The organism is Bombilactobacillus mellis (assembly GCF_000967245.1).
In the GTDB taxonomy this organism is placed as follows: domain Bacteria; phylum Bacillota; class Bacilli; order Lactobacillales; family Lactobacillaceae; genus Bombilactobacillus; species Bombilactobacillus mellis.
On record NZ_KQ033878.1, the window covers coordinates 164,839 to 186,065 of the forward strand.

Here is a 21,227-nt window from a genome sequence, read left to right on the forward strand (position 1 = left end):
CTAAATTAACCCTCCATTAACAACATGTCTGGATCATGTAATAATTCGCTCAATTTATTTAAAGCATTTTGTGCTAGAGCACCATCAATAAGGCGATGATCATAACTTAAAGAAAGTTTCAACATATTGCCCACTTTAATGGAGCCATCTTCAGCAACATAAGGTTCCTTAGCAATTTTACCCATTCCTAAAATTGCAACTTCAGGTTGATTAATTACTGGTGTGAACCAGCCACCACCAATAGAACCAACATTACTGATAGTAATAGAACCACCACGCATGGAAGCAGCACTTAATTTATTATCATAAGCTGCTTGAGTATTTTCAGTAATTTCTTTAGCTATTTCAAATAAACCTTTGGAATCAGCGTTTTTAATATTTGGAACATACAAACCATGATCGGTATTAGTTGCAATACCAATATTGAAATAATGCTTGTAAACAATTTCATCTGTTGTTGAATCAATGGAAGCATTAAATTCTGGAAAATCTTTTAATACAGCTACAATGGCTTTAACTAGGTATGGTAAGAAAGTTAGCTTAATGCCACGATCAGCAGCCATTTGCTTATATTTCTTGCGATTTGCCATTAAAGCAGATACTTCAACTTCTTCAAAACTAGTAACATGCGGTGTAATCTTTTTACTTGCAGACATTGATTTTGCAATAACTTTTCGAGTCATGCTCATCTTTTCGCGTGTTTCTAATTCTGGTGTATCTGATTTATATGGTGCAATCGGTGTTGCCTCTGGTTCACTAGCAGCAGCTGCTGGTGCAGCAGTTGTTGCCGGTGCAGCTTGACCATTAAAGTTATCAATATCCGCTTTAGTGATTTGACCATGCTTACCAGTTGGAGTAACATTAGATAAATCAATTCCCTTGTCACGAGCATATTGACGGACTGAAGGCATTGCTAAATAGTTTTCATTAGCGCTACCTGTTGCTGCAGGTGCTGGTGCAGCAGCGGCTGCAGGTGCGGCTTCTTTTTCATCAGCCTTATCTGCTGAAGATGAAGTAGCTTCCTCTTCGTCATCGCCAGTATCAGGTGATCCATCATCAATAACAACTAAAGTATCACCGATTTCTACTGTGTCGCCTTCTTGGGCAACAATTTTCTGTACTTTGCCCGTTACAGGAGATGGAAGTTCAGAAACAGACTTATCGTTTTGGATTTCGACTAAAGAATCATCTTCTTTAATATCGTCGCCTTCCTTGACTAACCAGTTAGCAATTTCACCCTCGGCCATTCCTTCGCCAAGTTCTGGTAATTTGAATTTAAATGCCATGTTTTTTCTTCCCTTCCACTAATTAGTAATTAATAATTTCTTTTACTTTGTCAATAATTTCTGCTTTTCTTGGAATCCATACTTCCTCAGCTTGTGCAAATGGATATACAGTATCTGGGGCAGCCACACGTCCAATAGGAGCATCTAAGGAAAGGATCGCATCTTCAGCAATTGCAGAAGCAACTTGTCCTCCGACACCGGCCATTTTTTGAGCTTCTTGAACAAGAACAACTTTATGAGTCTTTTCAATAGACTTAAAAATAGTCTCTGTATCAATTGGAGAAACTGTTCGTAAATCAATAACTTCGCAAGAAATATTTTCTTTTGCCAAATCATCAGCAGCTTTCTGAGCTTCTTGTACTTGAGAGCCATAAGCTACAATTGTAATATCATTACCTTCCTGAACTACTTTAGCTTGATCTAAAGGAACTGTATATTTGCCATCAGGAATATCATCTTTGACAGAACGATATAACTTCAAGTTTTCAAGGAACAATACTGGGTCGTTATTTTCAATAGAAGAAATTAACAAACCTTTAGCATCATAAGGATTACTTGGCATTACAACCCGTAAACCAGGTACGCCGGTGAAGAAATTCTCTAAACTGTCAGAGTGCATTTCTGCAGTATGTGTACCACCACCATAAGGGCTACGAATTGTAATTGGGCTATTTTTCTTGTTATTAAATCTGAAACGCATCCGGGCCATTTGTCCCGCAATTGAATCAATACATTCAAAAGTAAAACCACTAAATTGAATTTCTGGAATTGGACGCCAACCAGTTAAACCAAGACCAATTGACAAACCAGCAATTCCTGATTCTGCTAGTGGAGTATCAAACACACGGTCCTCACCATATTTCTCTTGCAAGCCATCTGTAGCTCTGAAAACACCACCGTTTTTACCAACATCCTCACCAAAAATCAAAGTTTTCGGATCTTCTTTTAACATGATGTCTAAAGCATCAGTAATCGCTTGAATATAACTTCTCTTTGTCATGTTATTTAGACTCCTTTTCTTCAAATTCTGCAATTTGAGCTTTTATTTCAGGTGTTGGAACTTCAAAAGTCCGCTTGAGCATGTCGGATACTTTTTCTGGCTCAACTGCATCTGCTTCTTTAATTGCATCCTTAAAGGAATTCTTATATTCTGTAACTAATTTATCTTCTTTTTCTTGTGACCATAATTTCTTATCAGTTAAAATTTTACGCATTCTAATTAATGGATCACGTTCAAACCATGGTTGTTGTGCTGCCTTAGTCCGATAACGGCTTGGATCATCACCCGCTGAAGAGTGAGCACCGTAACGGTCGGTCAAAGTTTCAATCATAACTGGTCCATTACCTGCAATAATATATTCACGTGCTGCTTTTGCTACTGAATAGCAAGCTAAAATATCCATTCCATCAACTTGAACACTTGGAATACCACAAGCAACCGCTTTTTGTGCTAAGGATGGAGCTGCAGTTTGTTTCTCACGTGGAACTGAAATTGCGTAGTTATTATTTTGAACAATGAAAAGTGCCGGCACTTGAAATGCCCCTGCAAAGTTCATACCTTCATAAGAGTCACCCTGCGAAGTACCACCATCACCAGTATAAGTAAAGGCAATCGCATCTTCACCATTTTTCTTCAGTCCCAAAGCTACTCCAGCAGTTTCCAGATAAGCTGCACCGATAATAATTTGTGGCATTAAAGCACGTGCAGAGAATTCATTTCCCTTCACATGTCCACGTGACCACCAATATGACTCAGTAACAGTCGCACCATGTTGAATTAACTGTGGAAGATCACGATAAGCTGGCAACATGTAGTCTTGTTTTTCCATAGCCAAAACTGTACCCATTTCAGTAGCTTCCTCACCAGCAGTAGGTGCGTAGAAGCCCATTCGGCCTTGACGTGAGAAATTCAAGGTTTGTTCATGCAAAGCACGCTCCCAAACCATCTTTGTCATAAATTCCACTAATTGATCATCACTAAAACTCTTAAAAGTATCTTGATCAACAATTTTTGCGTCTTGGTCAACTACTTGAATTGGCTTAGGTAAATCTGCCAAATTCTTTTTGATTTTTGCAAAATCAACTATTGACTTTTTTGCCATTTTATTCATTCCTTTCACAATATCCCTTTATTAATCTGTAAAGGTTTCCAGTTCTTAGTTTATCATGTTTTAAATTTAACACAAGGGGTAAAAATGATTTTTTTTGTGATTCTTATAACAATGCCTTAAAATCGCCCTTTAAAACCATCATTTATCCAAATAATTTATAGGTTTCTTCTCAGACTTTTTATCGGTATAATGAAATAGTAGAAAAATTAAAAAGAAGGAATCAATAAATATGTACATGATGAAAGACATTGTTCGCGATGGTGATCCAGTTTTAAGAAAGATTGCCCAGCCGGTAAAATTTCCGCTGAGTGATAGCGATAAACAATTGGCTGCGAACATGATGGAGTATTTAATCAAAAGCCAAGATCCTCAATTTGCCCAAAAGCATCATTTACGAGCAGGAGTGGGGCTGGCTGCTCCTCAAGTTGGTATTTCCGAGCAAATGGCTGCTGTGCTTGTGCCAGAAGATGATAGATCTGTTGATTCAGAAGACAAAGCTCAAGATAAAAAGCCTCAGTATGCTCTTAAAATCACTTTAATTAATCCGGTAATTATTTCTAACTCAATTCAAAAAGCCCAATTATTCGAAGGTGAAGGCTGTTTATCTGTTGATAAAGACATTCCCGGTTATGTTCCCCGCAGCGCGCGTATTACTATTAGATATCAGGATTTTTCCGGAACTACACAAACCATCAGAGTCAAAAACTATCCGGCTATTGTTTGCCAACATGAGATTGATCATCTTAAGGGCCATTTATTTTATGACCATATCAATAAAAACGATCCCTTTAAAAAAGCTGATGATACTATTATTATTTAGACGTTCAAGTAGAGTTTCTATACTTTAAAATCCAATTGTGATAACATCTATTTAAATATTATCGGTCAAAGAAATAGATTCAAAAGTTAATTATATTATTTTATTTAAGGAGGAATACTTTTGATTTATAAAGTATTGTATCAAAAAAATCAAATTCAAAATCCACGTCGTGAGACCACTGAAACCTTATATACCCAGTCCGATTCTGCTATTAAGGTACGCGAAATTCTTGAAGCCAAAACTGACTTTAATGTGGAGTCAATTGAAGAATTATCAGGCAATTATTTAGAATATGAACAAAAAAGTCCCAATTATAAATTAACGGACTTAGCGGAGTTATAATTAATGGCTCTGCAAATCGAAAACAATGAAGTTGCCGTTTTTGCTATTGGTGGTCTAGGTGAAATCGGTAAAAATATGTACGTTATTCAATATCAAAATGAACTAGTTATTGTAGATGCGGGAATTAAATTTCCGGAAGATGACCTCTTAGGTATTGATTATGTTATTTCTGATTATCAGTATTTAATTGAAAATCAAGAGAAGATTAAGGGATTATTTATTACACATGGTCACGAGGATCATATTGGCGGTATTCCTTTTTTATTGCAAAAAATTCCTAATATTCCAATTTATGCAGGTCCCTTAGCCACTGCTTTAATCAAAGGTAAATTGGAAGAACGGGGCCTCTTAAATTCAACTGAAATCCATGTTTTGCAAGAAGATGATTTTGTTAAATTTAACTACTTAAGTGTTGAATTTTTCCGCACAACTCATTCGATACCGGATACTTTGGGAATTGCGGTTCATACGCCGCAAGGTGTCATTATTCAAACGGGAGATTATAAATTTGATTTTACACCGGTAGGCAACCAACCAGCTCCCAATCTGCAGAAAATGGCCAAATTAGGGTCTGAAGGTGTGCTTCTACTTTTATCTGATAGTACTAACGCTGAAATTCCTACCTTTTCTAAGTCGGAGCGTTTTGTCGGTAATACTATCCACCAAATTGTAGAGCGAATAGATGGTCGAATTATTTTTGCTACCTTTGCTTCTAATTTATATCGTGTTTCTCAAGCCATTGATGCGGCAATGCAAAACGGCCGCAAAGTAGCAGTCTTTGGTCGAAGCATGGAACAAACCATTGTTAATGGTAGAGAACTAGGCTACTTAAACATTCCCGATAGTGAATTAGTTGATGCTGCCGAAATTAATAAATTACCTGCGAATAAAGTTTTATTACTGTGTACCGGATCTCAAGGCGAACCAATGGCCGCCTTGAGCCGCATTGCCAATGGGACTCATCGCCAAATTGCCATTCAGCCGGGTGATACTGTTATTTTTTCTTCAAATCCGATTCCAGGAAATACTATCAGTGTAAATCATTTGATCAATTCTTTAGAAGAAGCCGGCGCTAATGTCATTCATGGCAAGATCAATAATATCCATGCTTCTGGGCATGGCGGACAAGAAGAACAAAAACTAATGCTCCGTTTGATTCAGCCTAAATATTTTATGCCGATTCATGGTGAATATCGGATGCTTAAAATTCACACCGGTTTAGCACAACTATGTGGTGTTCCTAAGGAAAATACCTTTATCTTTGATAATGGTGATGTTTTGGCTTTAACCGCCAACAGTGCTCGTAAAGCTGGACATGTACCAGCAGGTGATGTCTATATTGATAGTAATGGTATTGATGATATCGACAATATTGTTATTCATGATCGGCAAATGTTGTCTGAAGAAGGTTTAGTTATTGTTGTCGCCACTATTGATTACCATAAGGGTTTGGTTTTATCTGGCCCAGATATTTTATCTCGGGGTTTTGTTTATATGCGTGAATCCAGCACCCTTATCAGCCAAGCACAAAAACGAGCGTTTCATGTCATCAAAAATTATCTCGACCAAAGAAATGAAGAAAAAACACCAAAAAATAGAAATTTCGAAAGCATCTTAAAACGTGATATTATCGATGACTTGCAAGAATTTTTATATCGCAAAACTGAACGTCATCCGGTAATTTTGCCCATGATCATTTCAACAAAAGTATAAAAAGATAAATCAAAAATTAAAAGCCCTGCTCTTCAATTGAGTGGGGCTTTTTTATAGTTAAAATTAAAGAAATTTTCTTTGCATTTGCGGGATTTGTTATATACTAAAAACCAGGCATACATGCCATTACATTGATGAATAAAACAAGTGGAGTTTAACACATGACCAACTATCCAACCTTAACTATTATTATTAATCAACACGCTGCTAGTGGGCATTCCAAAAATATCCTGCGACGTGTTATCAAATATTTAAAAAAGGAACACGTTATCTACCATATCTGCAGTACTCCCAAAGATGGCGCTCAAAAATTAGTCCGCGATTTAATTAATAATCAAGAGTTAGACCATAGTATACCCGTAATTATGGGCGGTGATGGTACTATCAACCAGGCAATCAACGGAGTTAAAGATTCCCAATTTCCCCAAACCGCACTTGCATATATTCCTGCTGGATCAGGTAATGATTTTGCCAACGGTTTAGCATTGTCTAATTATCATGAAATTGAAATTTTGCAAAGAATTTTAACAGCAGTAATTCCGAAAAAGATCAATCTGGGCCAAGTTGAAATTAATCAACAACGGCATTTTTTTATAAATAATTTAGGAATCGGTATGGATGCTGATATGGCTCATTTTGCTAATCAGTCACGATTAAAGCCGTTTTTTAACCATCTCCATCTAAATAAACTAATTTACTTATCGCAAATTAATAAGGTCTTCAAACAAGGCCCTTTTCAGGTAAAAATCCAAATCGGGCAGCAACATTTTAATTTTGAAAAAATTGTGCTCTGTATTATTGCCAACCACCCCTTTATTGGCAGCGGTATTCCCATTTTACCCGCAGCCAGCCCTTATGAGAATAATTTAGATCTAGTGATGGCCGACCAATTAAATATTGTTCAAATAGCAGATTTAGTCCATAAAATACTCACTAATGGGCAACATTTGCAAAGTCCTCTGGTTCACCACTATCAATTACACAATTTTAGCCTTACAGTTACTTCCAATGAATATGGACAAATGGATGGTGAAGATTTGGGAAATCACAAATTCCATCTGGATTTTTCTACTAGCTCACAACAATTTTGGTTATGACTCCATAAAATCTTGCGGAGTAACGTTAGCCATTCCTATCAATGGATCAATCATATTATTATTAATAGCAGTAGATGTTAAAATATAGTCCTTCACGTCTTTTGCGAACGTTTCGCTTGATTGAATCTGAGATACAATTTGAAAAATATTCTGCACGCGATTTTTTAACATGGTATGACGTAATCCCGAATTGTCCGCAATCGCCTTTTCATAGGCTTGACGATTGCCAAGCATAATTAATTTGGACTTTGCGCGAGTAATAGCAGTATATAATAGATTACGCTTCAACATTCGGGCATGCTGATTAACCAAAACTAAGATAACTAGATTAAACTCACTCCCTTGAGCTTTATGAATGGAAGTACAATAAGCTAAAGAAATTTTGGCTAAATCCGATTTATAGTAATCAATCTGCTGCCCCTCAAAATTTAAAGTTACGAGATCGCCCTTGCTTCTATCAGTCACGGGTAAATATTTTTTTGGCGTTATCCCGGTAATTTTACCAATTTCACCATTAAAAACATTGGCCTCCACGTTATTAACTAAATGAACGATTTTATCACCAATCCGATATTCAATATTGCCAAAATTAATGGTTTTAGTCCGTTCAGCTTTCGGGTTCAGCGTATTTTGCAGCAGCTGGTTCAGATAATCTATCCCCGCAGGGCCACGATACATAGGCGCCAACACCTGCAAGGTATCAATATTGAATCCTTTTTGCTGACTTTTTACAATAATTTGTTGCAAAACTGAACCAACCTGTGCAGCACTGCACTCGATAAAACTTCGATCAGGATAATTATGAAATAATTGCTCATTAATTGTTCCTGTATTAATCTCATGCGCTAAGGTAATAATGGTAGAATCTGCACTTTGACGATATATTTTTTCTAATTGGACAGTTTGAAAAGCCTGACTAGAAATCAGATCAGAAAAGACCTGCCCCGCCCCTACTGAAGGTAATTGGTCACGATCACCAACCAACACTAATTGCATTCCCGGTGCAATTGCCGAAACTAACAGTTTGAACAATTCAGTATCCACCATGGAGGTTTCATCAATAATTAGTAATTTGCCGCTAATATAATCTAGTTCTAAATTTGAGGTCTCTTCTTGACCTGTAAGGCCTAATAGACGATGAATGGTACTAGCAGGCAGGCCGGTACTTTCAGACAGATGTTTGGCTGCACGTCCGGTAGGAGCTGCCAAACGTACAGGAAACGGTTCTTTGACATAATCATCAACGTCTAAAGAATAATTATGCAATTGGGCAAAAGCCGCGACTAGACCATTAATGATAGTAGTTTTACCCGTTCCGGGTCCACCAGTTAATAACAGTACTGAACTGTTGACTCCTTGAAAAATCGCATTTACTTGATTTTCATCATAAGAAATATGAAAATCAGTCTCAATCTGTCGTAAAACTGCTTGTACTTTCTTTAAAGAATAATTAGGTGATTGAAAATTATCAGCTAAAATTTTTAGTTGTCGCGAGATGAACCATTCATCATCATATAAAAACTGTGGCGCATAACACTTTTGTTCATACTTAATTTGGCCCTGCTGAACTAAATCACTTAAACTGGTTTCTAATTCTGCTGCAGTAACTTTTTGCTTTCGAGAATCATTCAACAATTGTAAGGTCTGCTGCACTAACTCATTTTCCTCTACATAAGTATCACCCGTTGAACTAATTAGGAAGTTCAACATCTGCCATAATCCTGCCTTTAATCTTTGCGGGTAATTAAATGGTAGCTGAAATTGCTCGGCCAGCTTATCAGCCCTTTTGAAGCCGATTCCTTTAATATCTTGCACTAATTGGTAAGGATTTTGCTGCAAAATCGTCAACGTATCGGCTTTATATTGATGATAAATTTTGAAGGCCAATTTATTACCAAAACCTAAACGATTTAACTGTAAAATAACTTCTTCTGAATGATAGGTAGCATTAATCCGGTCTAATAATACCTTTTTCTTATCCGCCTTAAGTGGCAGTTGATCTGCGGCTTGCGGATTAGCTACCAAGGTCTCAATAGCCTTATCTCCCAGCGTGTCAACAATCTTTTGGGCCGTTTTGATGCCTATTCCCGGAAATTCCGTACTTGAAAAATAAGTAATAAGACTTTTACGATCAGTAGGATTATTCTTTTGATAATGCTCACATTTGAATTGCTGCCCATACTTAGGATGATTAACTTTTTGTCCCCAAAATTTATAAGCCTGTTCCTGATCCAATTCATCAAAATTTCCAGTAATGACAATTTCCGGATCAACCCAATCAAAAGAAGTTTCCTGCACTTTGACCATCATAATTTTGAAATAATCCTCCGGTTTTTCAAAAAAAATTGCCCGGACTTGTCCAATAACATATTCTTCTGCCAACTATTATTCATCCTTTGTCTGCGTTGTAAGATAGCGTTCAATATCAGCCAATTGTTGTTGATGGGTTGCAAAATAGGACTTATCCAACTGTTTAGCCTTTTGAAAATGTTGCGAAAACTTAGGATCTCCGCACACCATTTCTACCAAGGCTAATTTAAAATAAGCAGGCGCCGATTGTTTTAATGTCAATGCCCGTTGATAGTAATCTTGCGCATTGGCAAAGCGTTTTAATTGTAAAAAAATATCCCCTAATAATAAGCAATTATCATCTAAATGAGGATTTTTTTCATAAGCTGTTAAAGCATACGCTAAAGCTTGCGCCACTTGCCGCTTTTGCAGAAATTGCTTGGCCATTAAATAATAGACGTCTGAGGCCAACTTAGTATCAGTAATATTTTGCAGCCATTGTTGGGACTGTTCTCTTTTGCCCGCCATAAAATAAATTACTGCTAAGTTATAATCTATTTCCTGCGCTTGAGGAAAAAGTTGTTTAGCTTTTAACAGCAGTTCCTCAGCTTGGGCTAAATCTCCCCCCGCTGTTAAATAGCCTGATAATTGTAAAAACCAATCTAAGTGACTCATATCCTGCTGCAACTTCTGCGCTAATAACTTTACTGCTGCCTGCTTTTGATTCTGCTGGTATAATTGTTCTGCTGTTTTTTCCACTTTTATCACCACTATATTGTATCGGTTTGAGTTGTTGGTCGCTGTAAAAAGCTAGTATCATTCCATTTAATTAATTGAAAACTTTGACCATGATCATAAGTATCCAGAGTGGTCAAACTAGTATTGGCCAAGCCCCCCTGGTCGCGAAAGTTGTGCAAAGGGACCTTAAGTAAACCTTTAATCATTGCTACCGAAGCTGCCCCATGGCTGACAATAATAAAAACCTGTGTTTGGGCTGCTAAAGGACGAGCCAAGCCCTTAATAAAATCATTAGTTCGATGAACCACAGATTCAAAGCTTTCTCCTTGAATACTCGTTGCATCATATTGACTGGGATCATGGCGAAAGGCCCAAACTTCTTGAGGATACTTTTGTTCCATTACGGAAAATTTCTGTCCTTCCATAATACCCAAATCAAATTCTTTTAAAGCAGCATTAGTGGATAAAGGAATATCCCCGCCCAAAGCTTGATCTAAAGTTTGCGCAGTTAGATAAGCCCGCTTAATGGGACTAGAATAGATCCAGTCAATATGTTGCGGACGCAAAAATTGAGCCAAGCTTTTAATATCTTGATAACTTTCCGGTAATAAAGGTGAATCTCCACGGGCTCCTTGATAGCGTCCTTCTAAATTCCAAACGGTTTTGCCATGGCGTACAAAATAAAATCTCGTCATCTTCTTGCTCCTAATTTAATGCTTATATTATCTTAGTTTTTTTTCAATTATTCAAGAAACTATTGACAATTAATCTTAATAAAAAGGATGGCAGAAAATCTAAGCCATCCTTTAAATTGATTAAATTAAAAATAATTAAACTGGCCTTAGCCAATTAAACATATTGCAATTGATGATCATGGCTATAAGCGGCTGCAATAGTCGCTCCACCTAAGCATTCAGAACCATCATAAAAGACTACTTCCTGTCCGGGTGTGATGGCTCTAACCGGCTGATCAAATTCAACGTGAACCTGATCATCAGCCAATAAATGAACCGTGACTCCCACATCCTTTTGGCGATAACGAAATTTAGCCGTACACTGAAAGCTAGAGTCATAACTTGGTAATGGAGCAATAAAGGCAGCATCTGTAGCATCTAAATCGGTAGCATACAATAAAGGATTTTCAAATCCTTGATCAACATATAAAATATTATGTTCCATGTCCTTACCCACTACAAACCAAGGTTCATTTGAGCGACTACTACCACCAATACCTAAACCCGACCGCTGGCCAATAGTATAATACATTAAACCTGCGTGAGTCCCCATTTCTGTTCCATCAGGAGTTAACATTTTCCCAGGTTGAGCTGGCAAAAATTCACTTAAAAATTTACGAAAATTCCTTTCGCCAATAAAACAAACTCCTGTGGAATCCTTTTTATGAGCTGTAGCCAAACCAGCCTGAGCCGCAATTTGGCGGACCTGAGATTTTTGTAAGTTACCAATAGGGAAAAGTGCCCGTTGTAATTGTTGTTGACTCACCGTACTTAAAAAGTAGGTTTGATCTTTATTAGGATCGGCACCGCGTAATAAGTGAACTGTTCCGTTTGCGTCACGACTTATTTGCGCATAATGACCCATCGCAATATAATCAGCATCTAACTGGAGTGCATAATCTAGAAATGCTTTAAATTTGATTTCCTTATTACACATGACATCAGGGTTAGGCGTCCGTCCTTTTTTATATTCTGATAAAAAATATTCAAAAACCCGATCCCAGTACTCCTTTTCAAAATTGACGGAATAATAAGGAATCCCAATTTGTTCTGCGACTTGAGCTACATCTTCATAATCTTGCGTAGCTGTACAAACCCCAGCATCATCACTATCATCCCAGTTTTTCATAAACAGACCTACAACATCATAGCCCTGTTGCTTTAATAATAAAGCTGACACGGAAGAATCAACGCCGCCGCTCATACCAACAACTACTCGCTTCTTAACCACTTATTTCACCTTTTCTTCATACTACACTTAAAATATCGCGATCTAATAAATTTTGAATAGTATAATTATATTGTTCAATAACTTCCTGATTATCTTTTAATTGAAAAATATTGATCACATGCATACCGCTATCATCCGTTGTATCCATATGCAAATTTTTTAAATCTTTCATAATCCGGATTTTTAGTTTATAACTTTCTTCATAAGGAGAGATACCACTAATGGGTTGTTCTAAAAGAAAATTACCATTTTGTGATCTTTGAAATCCAACATCGGTTAAAGCATAAGCTTTAATTGCTGCACTAATTTGATATTTTCGTTTATCTCCACTGACAGTTGCGACTGTGGCCATTATTATCACCTCATCAACTATTTCTGTTGGACAATTTGTGTTAAAGCACGTGCAAATTTGAGTATATCATCTTTTTGAGTATATTTGTTAAAACTAATCCTAATCGATTCATTAATCCTTGGAGAGGAATGGCCAAACATAGCTTGTAAAACATGCGAAGGTTCCAAGCTCCCTGCGGTACAAGCCGAACCTCCGGAAACAATGAAGCCCGCGAGATCTAGTTTAATTTGTAAAATCGAAGTTTCCCATTCCGGCAACCATAAATTTAAAATGTTGGGTGCTGCCTGCTCTAATTGCGGCCCATTAATTTGAAAATCAACTTGGTTTTGTTGTAAAAGTTGCACTAATAATTGTTTATAAGATGCTAAACGCTCATTAGTCTGCCTTTTTTCGGAAGGATTATTAAGTTCCACAGCCTGAGCAAAGCCGGCAATCGCCGGAATGTTCTCGGTGCCAGCCCGTCTTTTAGTTTCCTGATCGCCACCACGGATTAACGGTGGAATATTTAAATCTTTACGCTCATATAAAAAGCCCATCATTTTTGGACCATTTAATTTATGCGCAGAAGTAGTTAATAAATCCACCTTTAAGTCCTGAACATCAATATCCTGACTGCCATATCCCTGAACAGCATCTGTATGAAAAACGGCTTGATGATTTTGTAATAATTCTCCAATTTCTTGGATAGGATTAATGACACCTATCTCATTATTGACCATCATGATCGAGACTAAAATAGTGTCTGAGCGTAAGGCTTTTTGAACATCAGCTACTTTAATTTGTCCATATTTATCTACCGGTAAATAGGTTATTTCAAAACCCTGACTTTCTAAATACTGCAAAGGTTTTAACACTGCTTCATGCTCAATACTAGTAGTAATAATATGCTTACCTAAATGCTGTCTGGCTAAAGCAGTGGAAATTATTGCATTATTGTCTCCTTCACTGCCGCCACTTGTAAAAACTATTTCCGCTGGCTGGGCGTGGATACTTTGCGCGATAGTTGAACGCGCCTGGTCTAAAATATTACGAGCTTGTCTGCCGTAATAATTAGGAGTAGAAGCATTACCAAATACATTTTGCATTGTAGTAGTCATTTTAGCAATAACTTCAGGAGCCATGGGCGTTGTGGCAGCATTATCTAAATATACATGTTTCAAAATTACTGCTCCTTATAAATTTCAATTATTATCCATAAAATTGAGTAACATCTGGACAGAACGTTCTCCGGCATCATGCACAAATTCCTCAAAAGAGACACTAGCCTCTTCGTTACCGACATCACTCATTGAACGAATAACTACAAAGGGAACCTGAAACTGCGTGGCCACTTGCGCGACAGCAGCGCCTTCCATTTCTACCGTTAAGGCCTCCGGAAAATGACTCAAGATTTGTTGAATCTGCTGTTGACCATTGATAAATTGATCTCCAGAAACTATCAATCCGACATGACTTTGCTGATTTACCATCGTACCAGCTTCTACAATTTGATTAACTAACTGTTTATCACTTTCAAAATATAAAGGTTTTTGCGGCAGTTGCCCCCATTGATAGCCCGAAGCAGTCACATCAACATCATGATAAGCAACTTTTGAAGATACCACAACATCACCAATACTTAAATCAGCCCCAATTCCAGCGGCCGATCCAGTATTAATGATAATATCAGGATGATAATGATAGCATAAAATTGTGGAAACCATTCCGGCCTGAACCTTGCCGATACCACTTTGGGCAACATAGAGTTGATGACCATGGTAAAGTCCAATACTAATCTTAAAACCAGCTACTTTATCTACCGTAACATTAGTCATCGATTGAATTAATAAATCCATTTCTTCTTCCATTGCGATAATTACTGCAATTCTCATTAATAAAACTCTCCTAAATAAAAAATAAAATTAAATAAGTGATCACGATTAAAACCACAACTACTAAAATAGCTTTATCTAACTGCTGTTGCAAGTGTTTGGATTTAGCAGATGCACTATTTTGCGGTTGAGAACGCCGATAAGTAGTGGCTAAATTTTTTTCGTCATTATTCATGGTAATGTTCCTTTAAACGTAATTTTTCCCATACTAATATCGCCATTAGCGTTTTGGCATCACATATTTCTCCCGTTTGAATTTTTTCCTGCACTTGCTGATAAGTTAATAAATGTACTTTCAAAAATTCATCCTCATCTAAAGGTCGTTTATGTGTAACTGGTTCTAAGTGCGGCGCATAGAATAAAGTTAAATATTCATCCGTAAATCCCGGTGTGGAATAAAAACCAGTAATTCTTTCTAAAGTTGGACATTGATAACCTGTTTCTTCATTTAACTCGCGTAAAGCTTCGTCTTCTAAATTTTGCGGCCCCGGTTCAACTTTACCCGCTGGAATTTCTAAGGTTAATCTTTGAATAGGCTCACGCCATTGCTCTACCAATAATAAACAATCATTCACAAAGGCCATTACTGCCACAGCTCCATGATGATGCACAATTTCCCGCTGGGCTGTTTGACCATTAGGTAAACGTACTTCTTCGATATCTAAATTGAAAATTTTTCCTGTAAATAAACGTTTATTATTTAACAATTCTTCTTTTAAATTCATCTCTGCTTCCTTTCAGACGTACGTTAAACAGCAATTTTTTTCATGTAAATGCTATAATACAGACGGAATTACAATCTTGATGATGGAGGTTGAAAATGACCAATTTTTATACTTACAAGTTTCTAACCCGTCAACCAAATAGGATGAATGCCATTATTTGGACTATTGTCTTTATTTTGGTTCTGATTACTATCATATCTTTATTTTTATTTTTACGCCACCGTGATGACGGAAAATATCGCGAATTAACTATTATTACCATTCTTTGTTTATTATTAACAGTCACTATTCAGTATGACCAGTGGACACAAAACAAAAATAGTCGGGCCAATAACGGGCAAGTCGCTAATTTAATCAAACAAGTGGCGACAGATCGGCACGTGAATGTCAATAACATTTATTCAAATTCTACGGATTTAAAAAATGGGATGCTGATCAAGATGAAAGATTCAGTGTACGAAGTGGAATTAAACTCGGACAATTCCAGCTTTCAATTACATCCGGCACATCTCACTAATCCCAAAATAAATTTAATTAAATAAGAGGAGGGCAATTCATGACATTTTATTGGCAGACATTTTTAAAATTTATCATGGGTTTTTTCGCTATGGTCATTCAAATTAATCTTTTAGGTAAATCTAATTTAGCACCCAGCAACGTAATTGATCAAATGCAAAACTTTGTTTTAGGCGGTATTATTGGCGGTGTCATTTATAACACTGACATTACTTTACTCCAGTTTTTTATAGTCCTTATTATTTGGACCTTAGTAGTTTTTACGACCAAATTTTTGACTAATCATAACGGCTGGATTAAAAAGTTTATCGATGGCAAACCATCGATCATTATTTCCAACGGTAAAGTTCTGTCTAATAAAGCCACGCAAAACGGGTTATCTGCTCACGATTTAGCTTTTAAATTACGACAAGCTGGAATCAATGGTTTAGATGATATTGACAAAGCTGTCTGGGAAGAAAATGGTCAGATCACTATTACTAGTAAAAAAGATTTAAAAACCCTCTATCCAATTATCATGGATGGAGAAATTGATACTTTAGCCTTAAAATATACCCAGCACGATGAAAAATGGATTCATAGCCAAATCAAAAGCCAAGGATACAAGTTTAAAGATATTTATTTAGCTTACTTAAGTGATAATGATCATTTAAAAATTTTTCCCTATGGTATCGATGACTAATTTGTTGTTCCAATCTTATTCCAGTAAAATAGGCAAACGAATATTTTTCGTTTGCCTATTTCTTTTTGAACTGAAAATAAAGCTGCCTCTAATGCTCTAAGACGTAAACATTAACGGCTTGTGGGCCTTTGAAACCTTGAGCTATTTCAAATTTAACTTTTTGTCCAGCTGCTAAACTATGATGACTTTCATTTTGGATCGCAGAAAAATGAACAAAAATCGGTTCGGACATTTCGCTCGTTATTTCGCCGACACCTTTATTAACATCAAACCAAGAAACTATTCCCAGCATTGGTCTTACCTACTTTTCTAAGCCTTCACTTAAAGCTTCTGGATAATGATTACGGATAATTTGGGCACAGCGTACACATAAATTAGGTAAATCTGCATCTTGACCGACGTCTTCTTTGGTCATCCAGCAGCGTTGACATACCTGACCCGGAGCAGCAGTTACTTGAACTTGGACATCATCATATTCATCCGCTGAAGCTAATTTTGTTTCACTAACTTTAAATTGCGAAACAATTAATAATTGACCAACATTAGCATTGAGACTATCTAAAAGTTGTTTTAACTGGGCCTGTGGATAAATTGTTACTGCCGCTTCTAAGGACTTTCCAATAACTTTTTGATCCCGGGCCTGTTCCAAAGATTTTAAAACTTCGTCACGAAAATGCATGAAACTCTGCCATTGCTGTAAAATTTCGGCTGCCTGCGGATAATTATGCACTTTTGGCATAAAAGTCAGCTGCACAAAATCCTCGGACTCTTTCAATTGCTGCCATACTTGTTCCATAGTATGCGGCAAGATTGGTGTCAATAATTTGGCAATTGCGACTGTGGCCGAATACATTACAGTTTGCATTTGCCGTCTGCTTAAGGAATCCGGCGCATCAATATAAATAACATCTTTAGCAAAATCTAAATAAAAAGCTGACATATCATTAGCTAAGAAACTGACGACATGTTTATAAACTGTTGGAAAGTCAAAGTCTTCATAGGCTTTTTCGACAGTAGCCGTCAATTGATCTAATTTAACCATTAAATATTGGTCAACTGAACGCAAGTCATCAAAAGCAACACCATTAGTTTGTGGATCAAAATCAGTTGTATTCGCCAGCATAAAGCGTAAAGTATTACGAATCTTCCGATAAGTTTCTGAAACTTGTTTAAAAGTTTCAACAGAGACCGGCACATCAGAACTTGTATCTACTGAAGAAACCCAAAGACGAATAATTTCTGCTCCAAATTGACGTTCAATATCCCCTGGAACAATTACATTACCTAAAGATTTGCTCATTTTGTGGCCTTTGCCATCCAAAATAAAACCTTGAGATAAAATTTGTCGATAGGGAGCCACACCATTCACGGCTACAGAAGTAATCAAACTGGAATTAAACCAACCACGATACTGATCTGATCCTTCCAGATACATATCGGAAGGAAAACTTAAGTCATCACGGGTTCGTAAAGTATATTGGTGTGAAGATCCGGAGTCAAACCACACATCGAGAATATCTGTTTCTTTGGTAAATTGACCATGAGGACTGCCTGGGTGACTGAAGCCTTCAGGTAATAACTCTTTGGCCGACTTTTCAAACCAAATATTAGAACCATATTGAGCAAATAAATCGGCAACATGTAAAATTGTTTCTTGAGTCATAATCGGGGTTCCGTCTTCAGCATAGAAAATAGGCATCGGCACACCCCAAACCCGTTGCCGGGAAATTACCCAATCTCCACGATCGCGAATCATATTATATAAACGGGTTTTGCCCCAAGCAGGTTTAAATTTAACTTCGTTAATCTGCTCTAAAATATCTTCGCGAATGGGATCAATAGAGGCAAACCACTGCGGAGTTGAACGAAAGATAACCGGCTTTTTGGTACGCCAATCATGGGGATAACTATGAACAAAGAAATCCAGTTTCATCATTAAGCCCTTATCTGTCAAAGTTGCGGTTACTTTCTTATTGGCATCTTCGTAAAATAAACCGTCAAATCCAGGAGCTTCTTTAGTTAAATAGCCATGATCGTCCACTGGCGATAAGACTTCAAGCCCATACTTTTGGCCGACATTAAAGTCATCATTTCCTAAACCAGGAGCTGTATGCACTAAGCCGGTACCATCATCCAGCGTTACATGATTGCCTAAAATCAATAAAGAGTCCCGGTCATAAAAAGGATGCTTAGCTACCATATATTCCATTTCGCGGCCTTTAAAGGTCTTTAAAACTTGCCAGTTTTCCCAGCCGAAGACTTGGGCGAGATAATCTATCCGTTCACTGGCAACTACATATTTTTTGTCGTTAACTTGCAAAAGTGAATAATCAAAATTAGGGTTAACACAAATTGCCTCATTTGCTGGCAAGGTCCAAGGAGTAGTAGTCCAAATTACAAAATAAGCATCATTATCAATTAAACCTTTGCCGTCACGAACCGGAAAAGCTACATATAAGGAAGGTGACTTAATATCCTTATATTCTACTTCAGCTTCTGCCAAAGTAGATTCTGAAGATGGTGACCAATAGACTGGCTTTTTCCCACGATAAATCAATCCGCGATCTACCATTTTAGCAAAAACTTTAATTTCTTCTGCCTCATATTTAGGCAATAAAGTCAGATAAGGATGCTCCCAATCTCCGGAAACGCCCAAACGTTTAAAATCTTTTTTTTGCTTCTCTACTTCATTCATTGCGTAATCGTAACATAATTTACGATAATCAACCGTACTCATTTCCTTACGCTTGATACCTTGCTTGGTCAATTCCTGTTCAATAGGTAACCCATGAGTGTCCCAACCGGGAACATACGGAGCACGATAACCCAGCATTGATTTAGACCGAATAATAATATCTTTAGTAACTTTATTAAGAGCATGTCCCATATGAATATTGCCATTGGCATATGGTGGTCCATCATGCAGAATAAAAGTCGGTAAATCTTTATTTAAGGCTTGACGGCGTTGATAAATTTGCTGATCATCCCATTCCTGTTGCCATTCCGGTTCTTTTTTGGGCAAATTACCCCGCATGGGAAAAGCGGTTTTGCCAACATTCAAAGTATCTTTAATACGCATAACAACTACCCTCCTAAAAGATAAAAAAAACGCCCTAAATTAGGACGAATTACTCGCTATACCACCCAAAAACAGTAGACTAGTGTTTGAGAATGAATTAGAAACTGATAAATAATTTTTAGAGCCTTATCGAACTTTCACCGTACTTTCGACTCGCTAAAAGGTTAAAAATTACTCTTGTTTTTCTAATTTAGTGTGATTATCTTGATTATCATCATTTTCCTTGGAATTGTCAATACCTTTATCCGAAGAATTCTTAACTACTAGATCATCATCTTCTAATTTAACCTTATCTGCAAATTGATTTAAGCGAGCTAAATAATTTTGACATTCTGCTTGAATCTTCTGCATTATTTTTTCTTCGTCACCATTAATTAACTCTTGCCAAGGAACAGAGTCAACTAACTTTTGTTGAGATTGGATAACATTTTTTAGATTCTCATAATCACGCCGCACGCCTTGATTAATTTGATTGCTTTGCTCAATAATTGTCTGGGCTTGTTGTTCAGATTCCTGGACAATTTGACGCGCTTTTTTAATGGCTTCATTGACCATTCGTTCAGTATTTAAACGTGTCTGCGTCATTAAGGAGTTAGCCTGGACATCAGCCTGATTTTTGACTTGATCAGCAGCATTTTGCGCCACAATAATTGCTTCGTTAACCGTATTTTGCAATTCATTAAAATAAGAAATTTGGGTTTGGGCATCTTTGAGATCATGCTCCAGCTGCTTATTTTTATTAATTTCGGCGTTATAGTCTTTGATAATTTGATTTAAAAATTGATCAACTTCATCTTTATCATAGCCGCGCAATTGTGAACTAAAATTCTTTTTCTGAATATCTTTTGGTGTCAATGTCATCCTTATAACCTCCATTAATGACGGAATATTCGTAAGTAGAGCTGATATTTATTAGTCCGTGTTTGTCCTAAAAAGTCCAAAATTGTCAGACGCCCCCAGCCACGACAACTAAGGGAATCGCCAATCGTCACTAAATAGTCACTGTGCTTTTGATGTTCCCAATTCACAAAAACTTGTCCCGACTGAATCAAATCTTTCACTTGTTTGCGTGAGCGGTGAAAAGCAGCGGCAATTACAGCATCCATTCGCAAAGAAGAACTAATGATCGTTTCATTGCTGAAATCACCTTTAACAGCTACAAGTTGCTCTGTAGGCTGGGGCAAAACTTTAACTTTATTATGACCTATTCTGGTAATTTCTTGAAGCAAAAACTCCTGAAATTGTTTCTCTGCCCAAAACTGCCAACGATCACCATCCGTAATAATATCACCAAAGCATTCACGGTTTAATCCTAAATTAGCTAATGTCCCTAAAATTTGTGAATGTTTTAAATGGACAAACTTATGATTAAATTCAATCTCAAAAAGTTGAATTTCAAAATCAGCTTCGTCTACAGGAAGAAAACTAGGAGCTAAAAGTAATCGTTGCCGCTCCGCATGGGCGTAACCACCAGAAAAATAGGCATTACAATCGCCAGCCTGGAACGCTAAAATTTGTTGAGCCTGAAAGCATTGAGCCGGATTTAAAAAAGGACTTAATTTGGGAGTATAGTATTTATGAACCTGATTGATCAGCGCTAAAATTTGCTGGTTAGTTTTATTCTTAATAATAGTTGACATG

22 protein-coding genes are annotated in these 21,227 nt (G+C 37.0%); 6 read left to right on the forward strand and 16 right to left on the reverse strand.

Features of this window, described 5'->3' with window-relative positions; translation table 11 throughout:
* Positions 1 to 5: 5 nt before the first annotated feature.
* The 3 genes from JG29_RS04990 to JG29_RS05000 are packed head-to-tail and all read right to left on the reverse strand — an operon-like array spanning position 6 to position 3,388.
* The gene (locus tag JG29_RS04990; protein ID WP_045922866.1) at positions 6 to 1,286 is read right to left on the reverse strand and encodes a 2-oxo acid dehydrogenase subunit E2; all 1,281 of its coding nucleotides are present in this window, start codon (positions 1,284 to 1,286) and stop codon (positions 6 to 8) included.
* Between the two features lie 22 nt (positions 1,287 to 1,308).
* Positions 1,309 to 2,286 carry an alpha-ketoacid dehydrogenase subunit beta gene (locus JG29_RS04995; RefSeq protein ID WP_045922867.1) on the reverse strand — a complete coding sequence of 326 codons (978 nt, stop codon included), beginning with the start codon at positions 2,284 to 2,286 and terminating at the stop codon, positions 1,309 to 1,311.
* Position 2,287: 1 nt separating this feature from the next.
* Entirely contained in the window at positions 2,288 to 3,388 is a 1,101-nt protein-coding gene (locus JG29_RS05000; protein ID WP_045922868.1) for a thiamine pyrophosphate-dependent dehydrogenase E1 component subunit alpha, read from the reverse strand.
* Between the two features lie 238 nt (positions 3,389 to 3,626).
* On the opposite strand from JG29_RS05000, the gene def reads away from it, so the two are divergent.
* The 4 genes from def (at position 3,627) to JG29_RS05020 (ending at position 7,369) form a co-directional block, all read left to right on the forward strand.
* A complete protein-coding gene (gene def, locus JG29_RS05005; RefSeq protein WP_045922869.1) occupies positions 3,627 to 4,217 on the forward strand; it encodes a peptide deformylase in 591 nt (196 codons plus the stop codon).
* 120 nt (positions 4,218 to 4,337) lie between these two features.
* Complete coding sequence (locus JG29_RS05010; protein WP_045922870.1) at positions 4,338 to 4,559, forward strand: DNA-directed RNA polymerase subunit epsilon; 222 nt, start codon at positions 4,338 to 4,340, stop codon at positions 4,557 to 4,559.
* 3 nt (positions 4,560 to 4,562) lie between these two features.
* Positions 4,563 to 6,272, forward strand: coding sequence for a ribonuclease J1 (rnjA, locus tag JG29_RS05015; RefSeq protein ID WP_045922871.1), 1,710 nt, complete (start codon positions 4,563 to 4,565; stop codon positions 6,270 to 6,272).
* A 161-nt stretch (positions 6,273 to 6,433) separates the two neighbouring features.
* Complete coding sequence (locus JG29_RS05020) at positions 6,434 to 7,369, forward strand: diacylglycerol/lipid kinase family protein (protein WP_045922872.1); 936 nt, start codon at positions 6,434 to 6,436, stop codon at positions 7,367 to 7,369.
* Here the strand turns inward: JG29_RS05020 and recD2 are convergent.
* The 9 genes from recD2 to JG29_RS05060 all read right to left on the reverse strand — a co-directional run bounded on the left by recD2 (position 7,364) and on the right by JG29_RS05060 (position 15,309).
* On the reverse strand, positions 7,364 to 9,751 hold the full coding sequence (recD2, locus tag JG29_RS05025; RefSeq protein WP_045922873.1) for an SF1B family DNA helicase RecD2: 2,388 nt from the start codon (positions 9,749 to 9,751) through the stop codon (positions 7,364 to 7,366). The genes JG29_RS05020 and recD2 overlap by 6 nt on opposite strands.
* Positions 9,752 to 9,754: 3 nt before the next feature.
* Positions 9,755 to 10,417, reverse strand: a complete 663-nt coding sequence (locus tag JG29_RS05030; protein WP_045922874.1) for a tetratricopeptide repeat protein — start codon at positions 10,415 to 10,417, stop codon at positions 9,755 to 9,757.
* 11 nt (positions 10,418 to 10,428) lie between these two features.
* Positions 10,429 to 11,091, reverse strand: a complete 663-nt coding sequence (locus JG29_RS05035; RefSeq protein WP_045922875.1) for a histidine phosphatase family protein — start codon at positions 11,089 to 11,091, stop codon at positions 10,429 to 10,431.
* Between the two features lie 154 nt (positions 11,092 to 11,245).
* Positions 11,246 to 12,361: a tRNA 2-thiouridine(34) synthase MnmA gene (mnmA, locus tag JG29_RS05040; protein ID WP_045922876.1), complete on the reverse strand. Its 1,116-nt coding sequence runs from the start codon at positions 12,359 to 12,361 to the stop codon at positions 11,246 to 11,248.
* A gap of 16 nt (positions 12,362 to 12,377) precedes the next feature.
* Positions 12,378 to 12,713, reverse strand: coding sequence for a hypothetical protein (locus tag JG29_RS05045; protein WP_045922877.1), 336 nt, complete (start codon positions 12,711 to 12,713; stop codon positions 12,378 to 12,380).
* A gap of 17 nt (positions 12,714 to 12,730) precedes the next feature.
* Positions 12,731 to 13,873, reverse strand: coding sequence for a cysteine desulfurase family protein (locus tag JG29_RS05050; protein WP_045922878.1), 1,143 nt, complete (start codon positions 13,871 to 13,873; stop codon positions 12,731 to 12,733).
* Positions 13,874 to 13,894: 21 nt separating this feature from the next.
* Positions 13,895 to 14,584 (reverse strand): 5'-methylthioadenosine/adenosylhomocysteine nucleosidase, encoded by a 690-nt coding sequence (locus JG29_RS05055; RefSeq protein WP_045922879.1) that lies wholly within the window; start codon positions 14,582 to 14,584, stop codon positions 13,895 to 13,897.
* Between the two features lie 13 nt (positions 14,585 to 14,597).
* Positions 14,598 to 14,759 (reverse strand): hypothetical protein, encoded by a 162-nt coding sequence (locus JG29_RS08775; protein WP_156961630.1) that lies wholly within the window; start codon positions 14,757 to 14,759, stop codon positions 14,598 to 14,600.
* On the reverse strand, positions 14,752 to 15,309 hold the full coding sequence (locus tag JG29_RS05060) for an NUDIX hydrolase (RefSeq protein WP_045922880.1): 558 nt from the start codon (positions 15,307 to 15,309) through the stop codon (positions 14,752 to 14,754). Before JG29_RS05060 ends, JG29_RS08775 begins: the two co-directional genes overlap by 8 nt.
* 95 nt (positions 15,310 to 15,404) lie before the next feature.
* On the opposite strand from JG29_RS05060, the gene JG29_RS05065 reads away from it, so the two are divergent.
* Positions 15,405 to 15,851, forward strand: coding sequence for a DUF3290 domain-containing protein (locus tag JG29_RS05065; RefSeq protein WP_045922881.1), 447 nt, complete (start codon positions 15,405 to 15,407; stop codon positions 15,849 to 15,851).
* 14 nt (positions 15,852 to 15,865) lie between these two features.
* A complete protein-coding gene (locus tag JG29_RS05070; protein WP_045922882.1) occupies positions 15,866 to 16,507 on the forward strand; it encodes a DUF421 domain-containing protein in 642 nt (213 codons plus the stop codon).
* 88 nt (positions 16,508 to 16,595) lie between these two features.
* On the opposite strand, the gene JG29_RS05075 is transcribed toward JG29_RS05070, so the two are convergent.
* From JG29_RS05075 to JG29_RS05090, 4 genes are all read right to left on the reverse strand, one after another.
* Positions 16,596 to 16,799 carry a cold-shock protein gene (locus JG29_RS05075; RefSeq protein ID WP_045922883.1) on the reverse strand — a complete coding sequence of 68 codons (204 nt, stop codon included), beginning with the start codon at positions 16,797 to 16,799 and terminating at the stop codon, positions 16,596 to 16,598.
* A gap of 9 nt (positions 16,800 to 16,808) precedes the next feature.
* On the reverse strand, positions 16,809 to 19,586 hold the full coding sequence (gene ileS / locus JG29_RS05080) for an isoleucine--tRNA ligase (protein WP_045922884.1): 2,778 nt from the start codon (positions 19,584 to 19,586) through the stop codon (positions 16,809 to 16,811).
* A gap of 171 nt (positions 19,587 to 19,757) precedes the next feature.
* The gene (locus JG29_RS05085) at positions 19,758 to 20,447 is read right to left on the reverse strand and encodes a DivIVA domain-containing protein (RefSeq protein WP_045922885.1); all 690 of its coding nucleotides are present in this window, start codon (positions 20,445 to 20,447) and stop codon (positions 19,758 to 19,760) included.
* Positions 20,448 to 20,461: 14 nt separating this feature from the next.
* Complete coding sequence (locus JG29_RS05090; RefSeq protein WP_045922886.1) at positions 20,462 to 21,226, reverse strand: YlmH family RNA-binding protein; 765 nt, start codon at positions 21,224 to 21,226, stop codon at positions 20,462 to 20,464.
* Between the last annotated feature and the right edge of the window lies 1 nt (position 21,227).

Bases quoted from the DNA above. Each gene is read 5' to 3' on its own strand.
- JG29_RS04990 (WP_045922866.1), bottom strand. From the start codon at position 1,286: ATGGCATTTAAATTCAAATTACCAGAACTTGGCGAAGGAATGGCCGAG.
- JG29_RS04995 (WP_045922867.1), bottom strand. From the start codon at position 2,286: ATGACAAAGAGAAGTTATATTCAAGCGATTACTGATGCTTTAGACATC.
- JG29_RS05000 (WP_045922868.1), bottom strand. From the start codon at position 3,388: ATGGCAAAAAAGTCAATAGTTGATTTTGCAAAAATCAAAAAGAATTTG.
- def (WP_045922869.1), top strand. From the start codon at position 3,627: ATGTACATGATGAAAGACATTGTTCGCGATGGTGATCCAGTTTTAAGA.
- rnjA (WP_045922871.1), top strand. From the start codon at position 4,563: ATGGCTCTGCAAATCGAAAACAATGAAGTTGCCGTTTTTGCTATTGGT.
- JG29_RS05020 (WP_045922872.1), top strand. From the start codon at position 6,434: ATGACCAACTATCCAACCTTAACTATTATTATTAATCAACACGCTGCT.
- JG29_RS05035 (WP_045922875.1), bottom strand. From the start codon at position 11,091: ATGACGAGATTTTATTTTGTACGCCATGGCAAAACCGTTTGGAATTTA.
- JG29_RS05045 (WP_045922877.1), bottom strand. From the start codon at position 12,713: ATGGCCACAGTCGCAACTGTCAGTGGAGATAAACGAAAATATCAAATT.
- JG29_RS05055 (WP_045922879.1), bottom strand. From the start codon at position 14,584: ATGAGAATTGCAGTAATTATCGCAATGGAAGAAGAAATGGATTTATTA.
- JG29_RS08775 (WP_156961630.1), bottom strand. From the start codon at position 14,759: ATGAATAATGACGAAAAAAATTTAGCCACTACTTATCGGCGTTCTCAA.
- JG29_RS05060 (WP_045922880.1), bottom strand. From the start codon at position 15,309: ATGAATTTAAAAGAAGAATTGTTAAATAATAAACGTTTATTTACAGGA.
- JG29_RS05065 (WP_045922881.1), top strand. From the start codon at position 15,405: ATGACCAATTTTTATACTTACAAGTTTCTAACCCGTCAACCAAATAGG.
- JG29_RS05070 (WP_045922882.1), top strand. From the start codon at position 15,866: ATGACATTTTATTGGCAGACATTTTTAAAATTTATCATGGGTTTTTTC.
- JG29_RS05075 (WP_045922883.1), bottom strand. From the start codon at position 16,799: ATGCTGGGAATAGTTTCTTGGTTTGATGTTAATAAAGGTGTCGGCGAA.
- ileS (WP_045922884.1), bottom strand. From the start codon at position 19,586: ATGCGTATTAAAGATACTTTGAATGTTGGCAAAACCGCTTTTCCCATG.
- JG29_RS05085 (WP_045922885.1), bottom strand. From the start codon at position 20,447: ATGACATTGACACCAAAAGATATTCAGAAAAAGAATTTTAGTTCACAA.
- JG29_RS05090 (WP_045922886.1), bottom strand. From the start codon at position 21,226: ATGTCAACTATTATTAAGAATAAAACTAACCAGCAAATTTTAGCGCTG.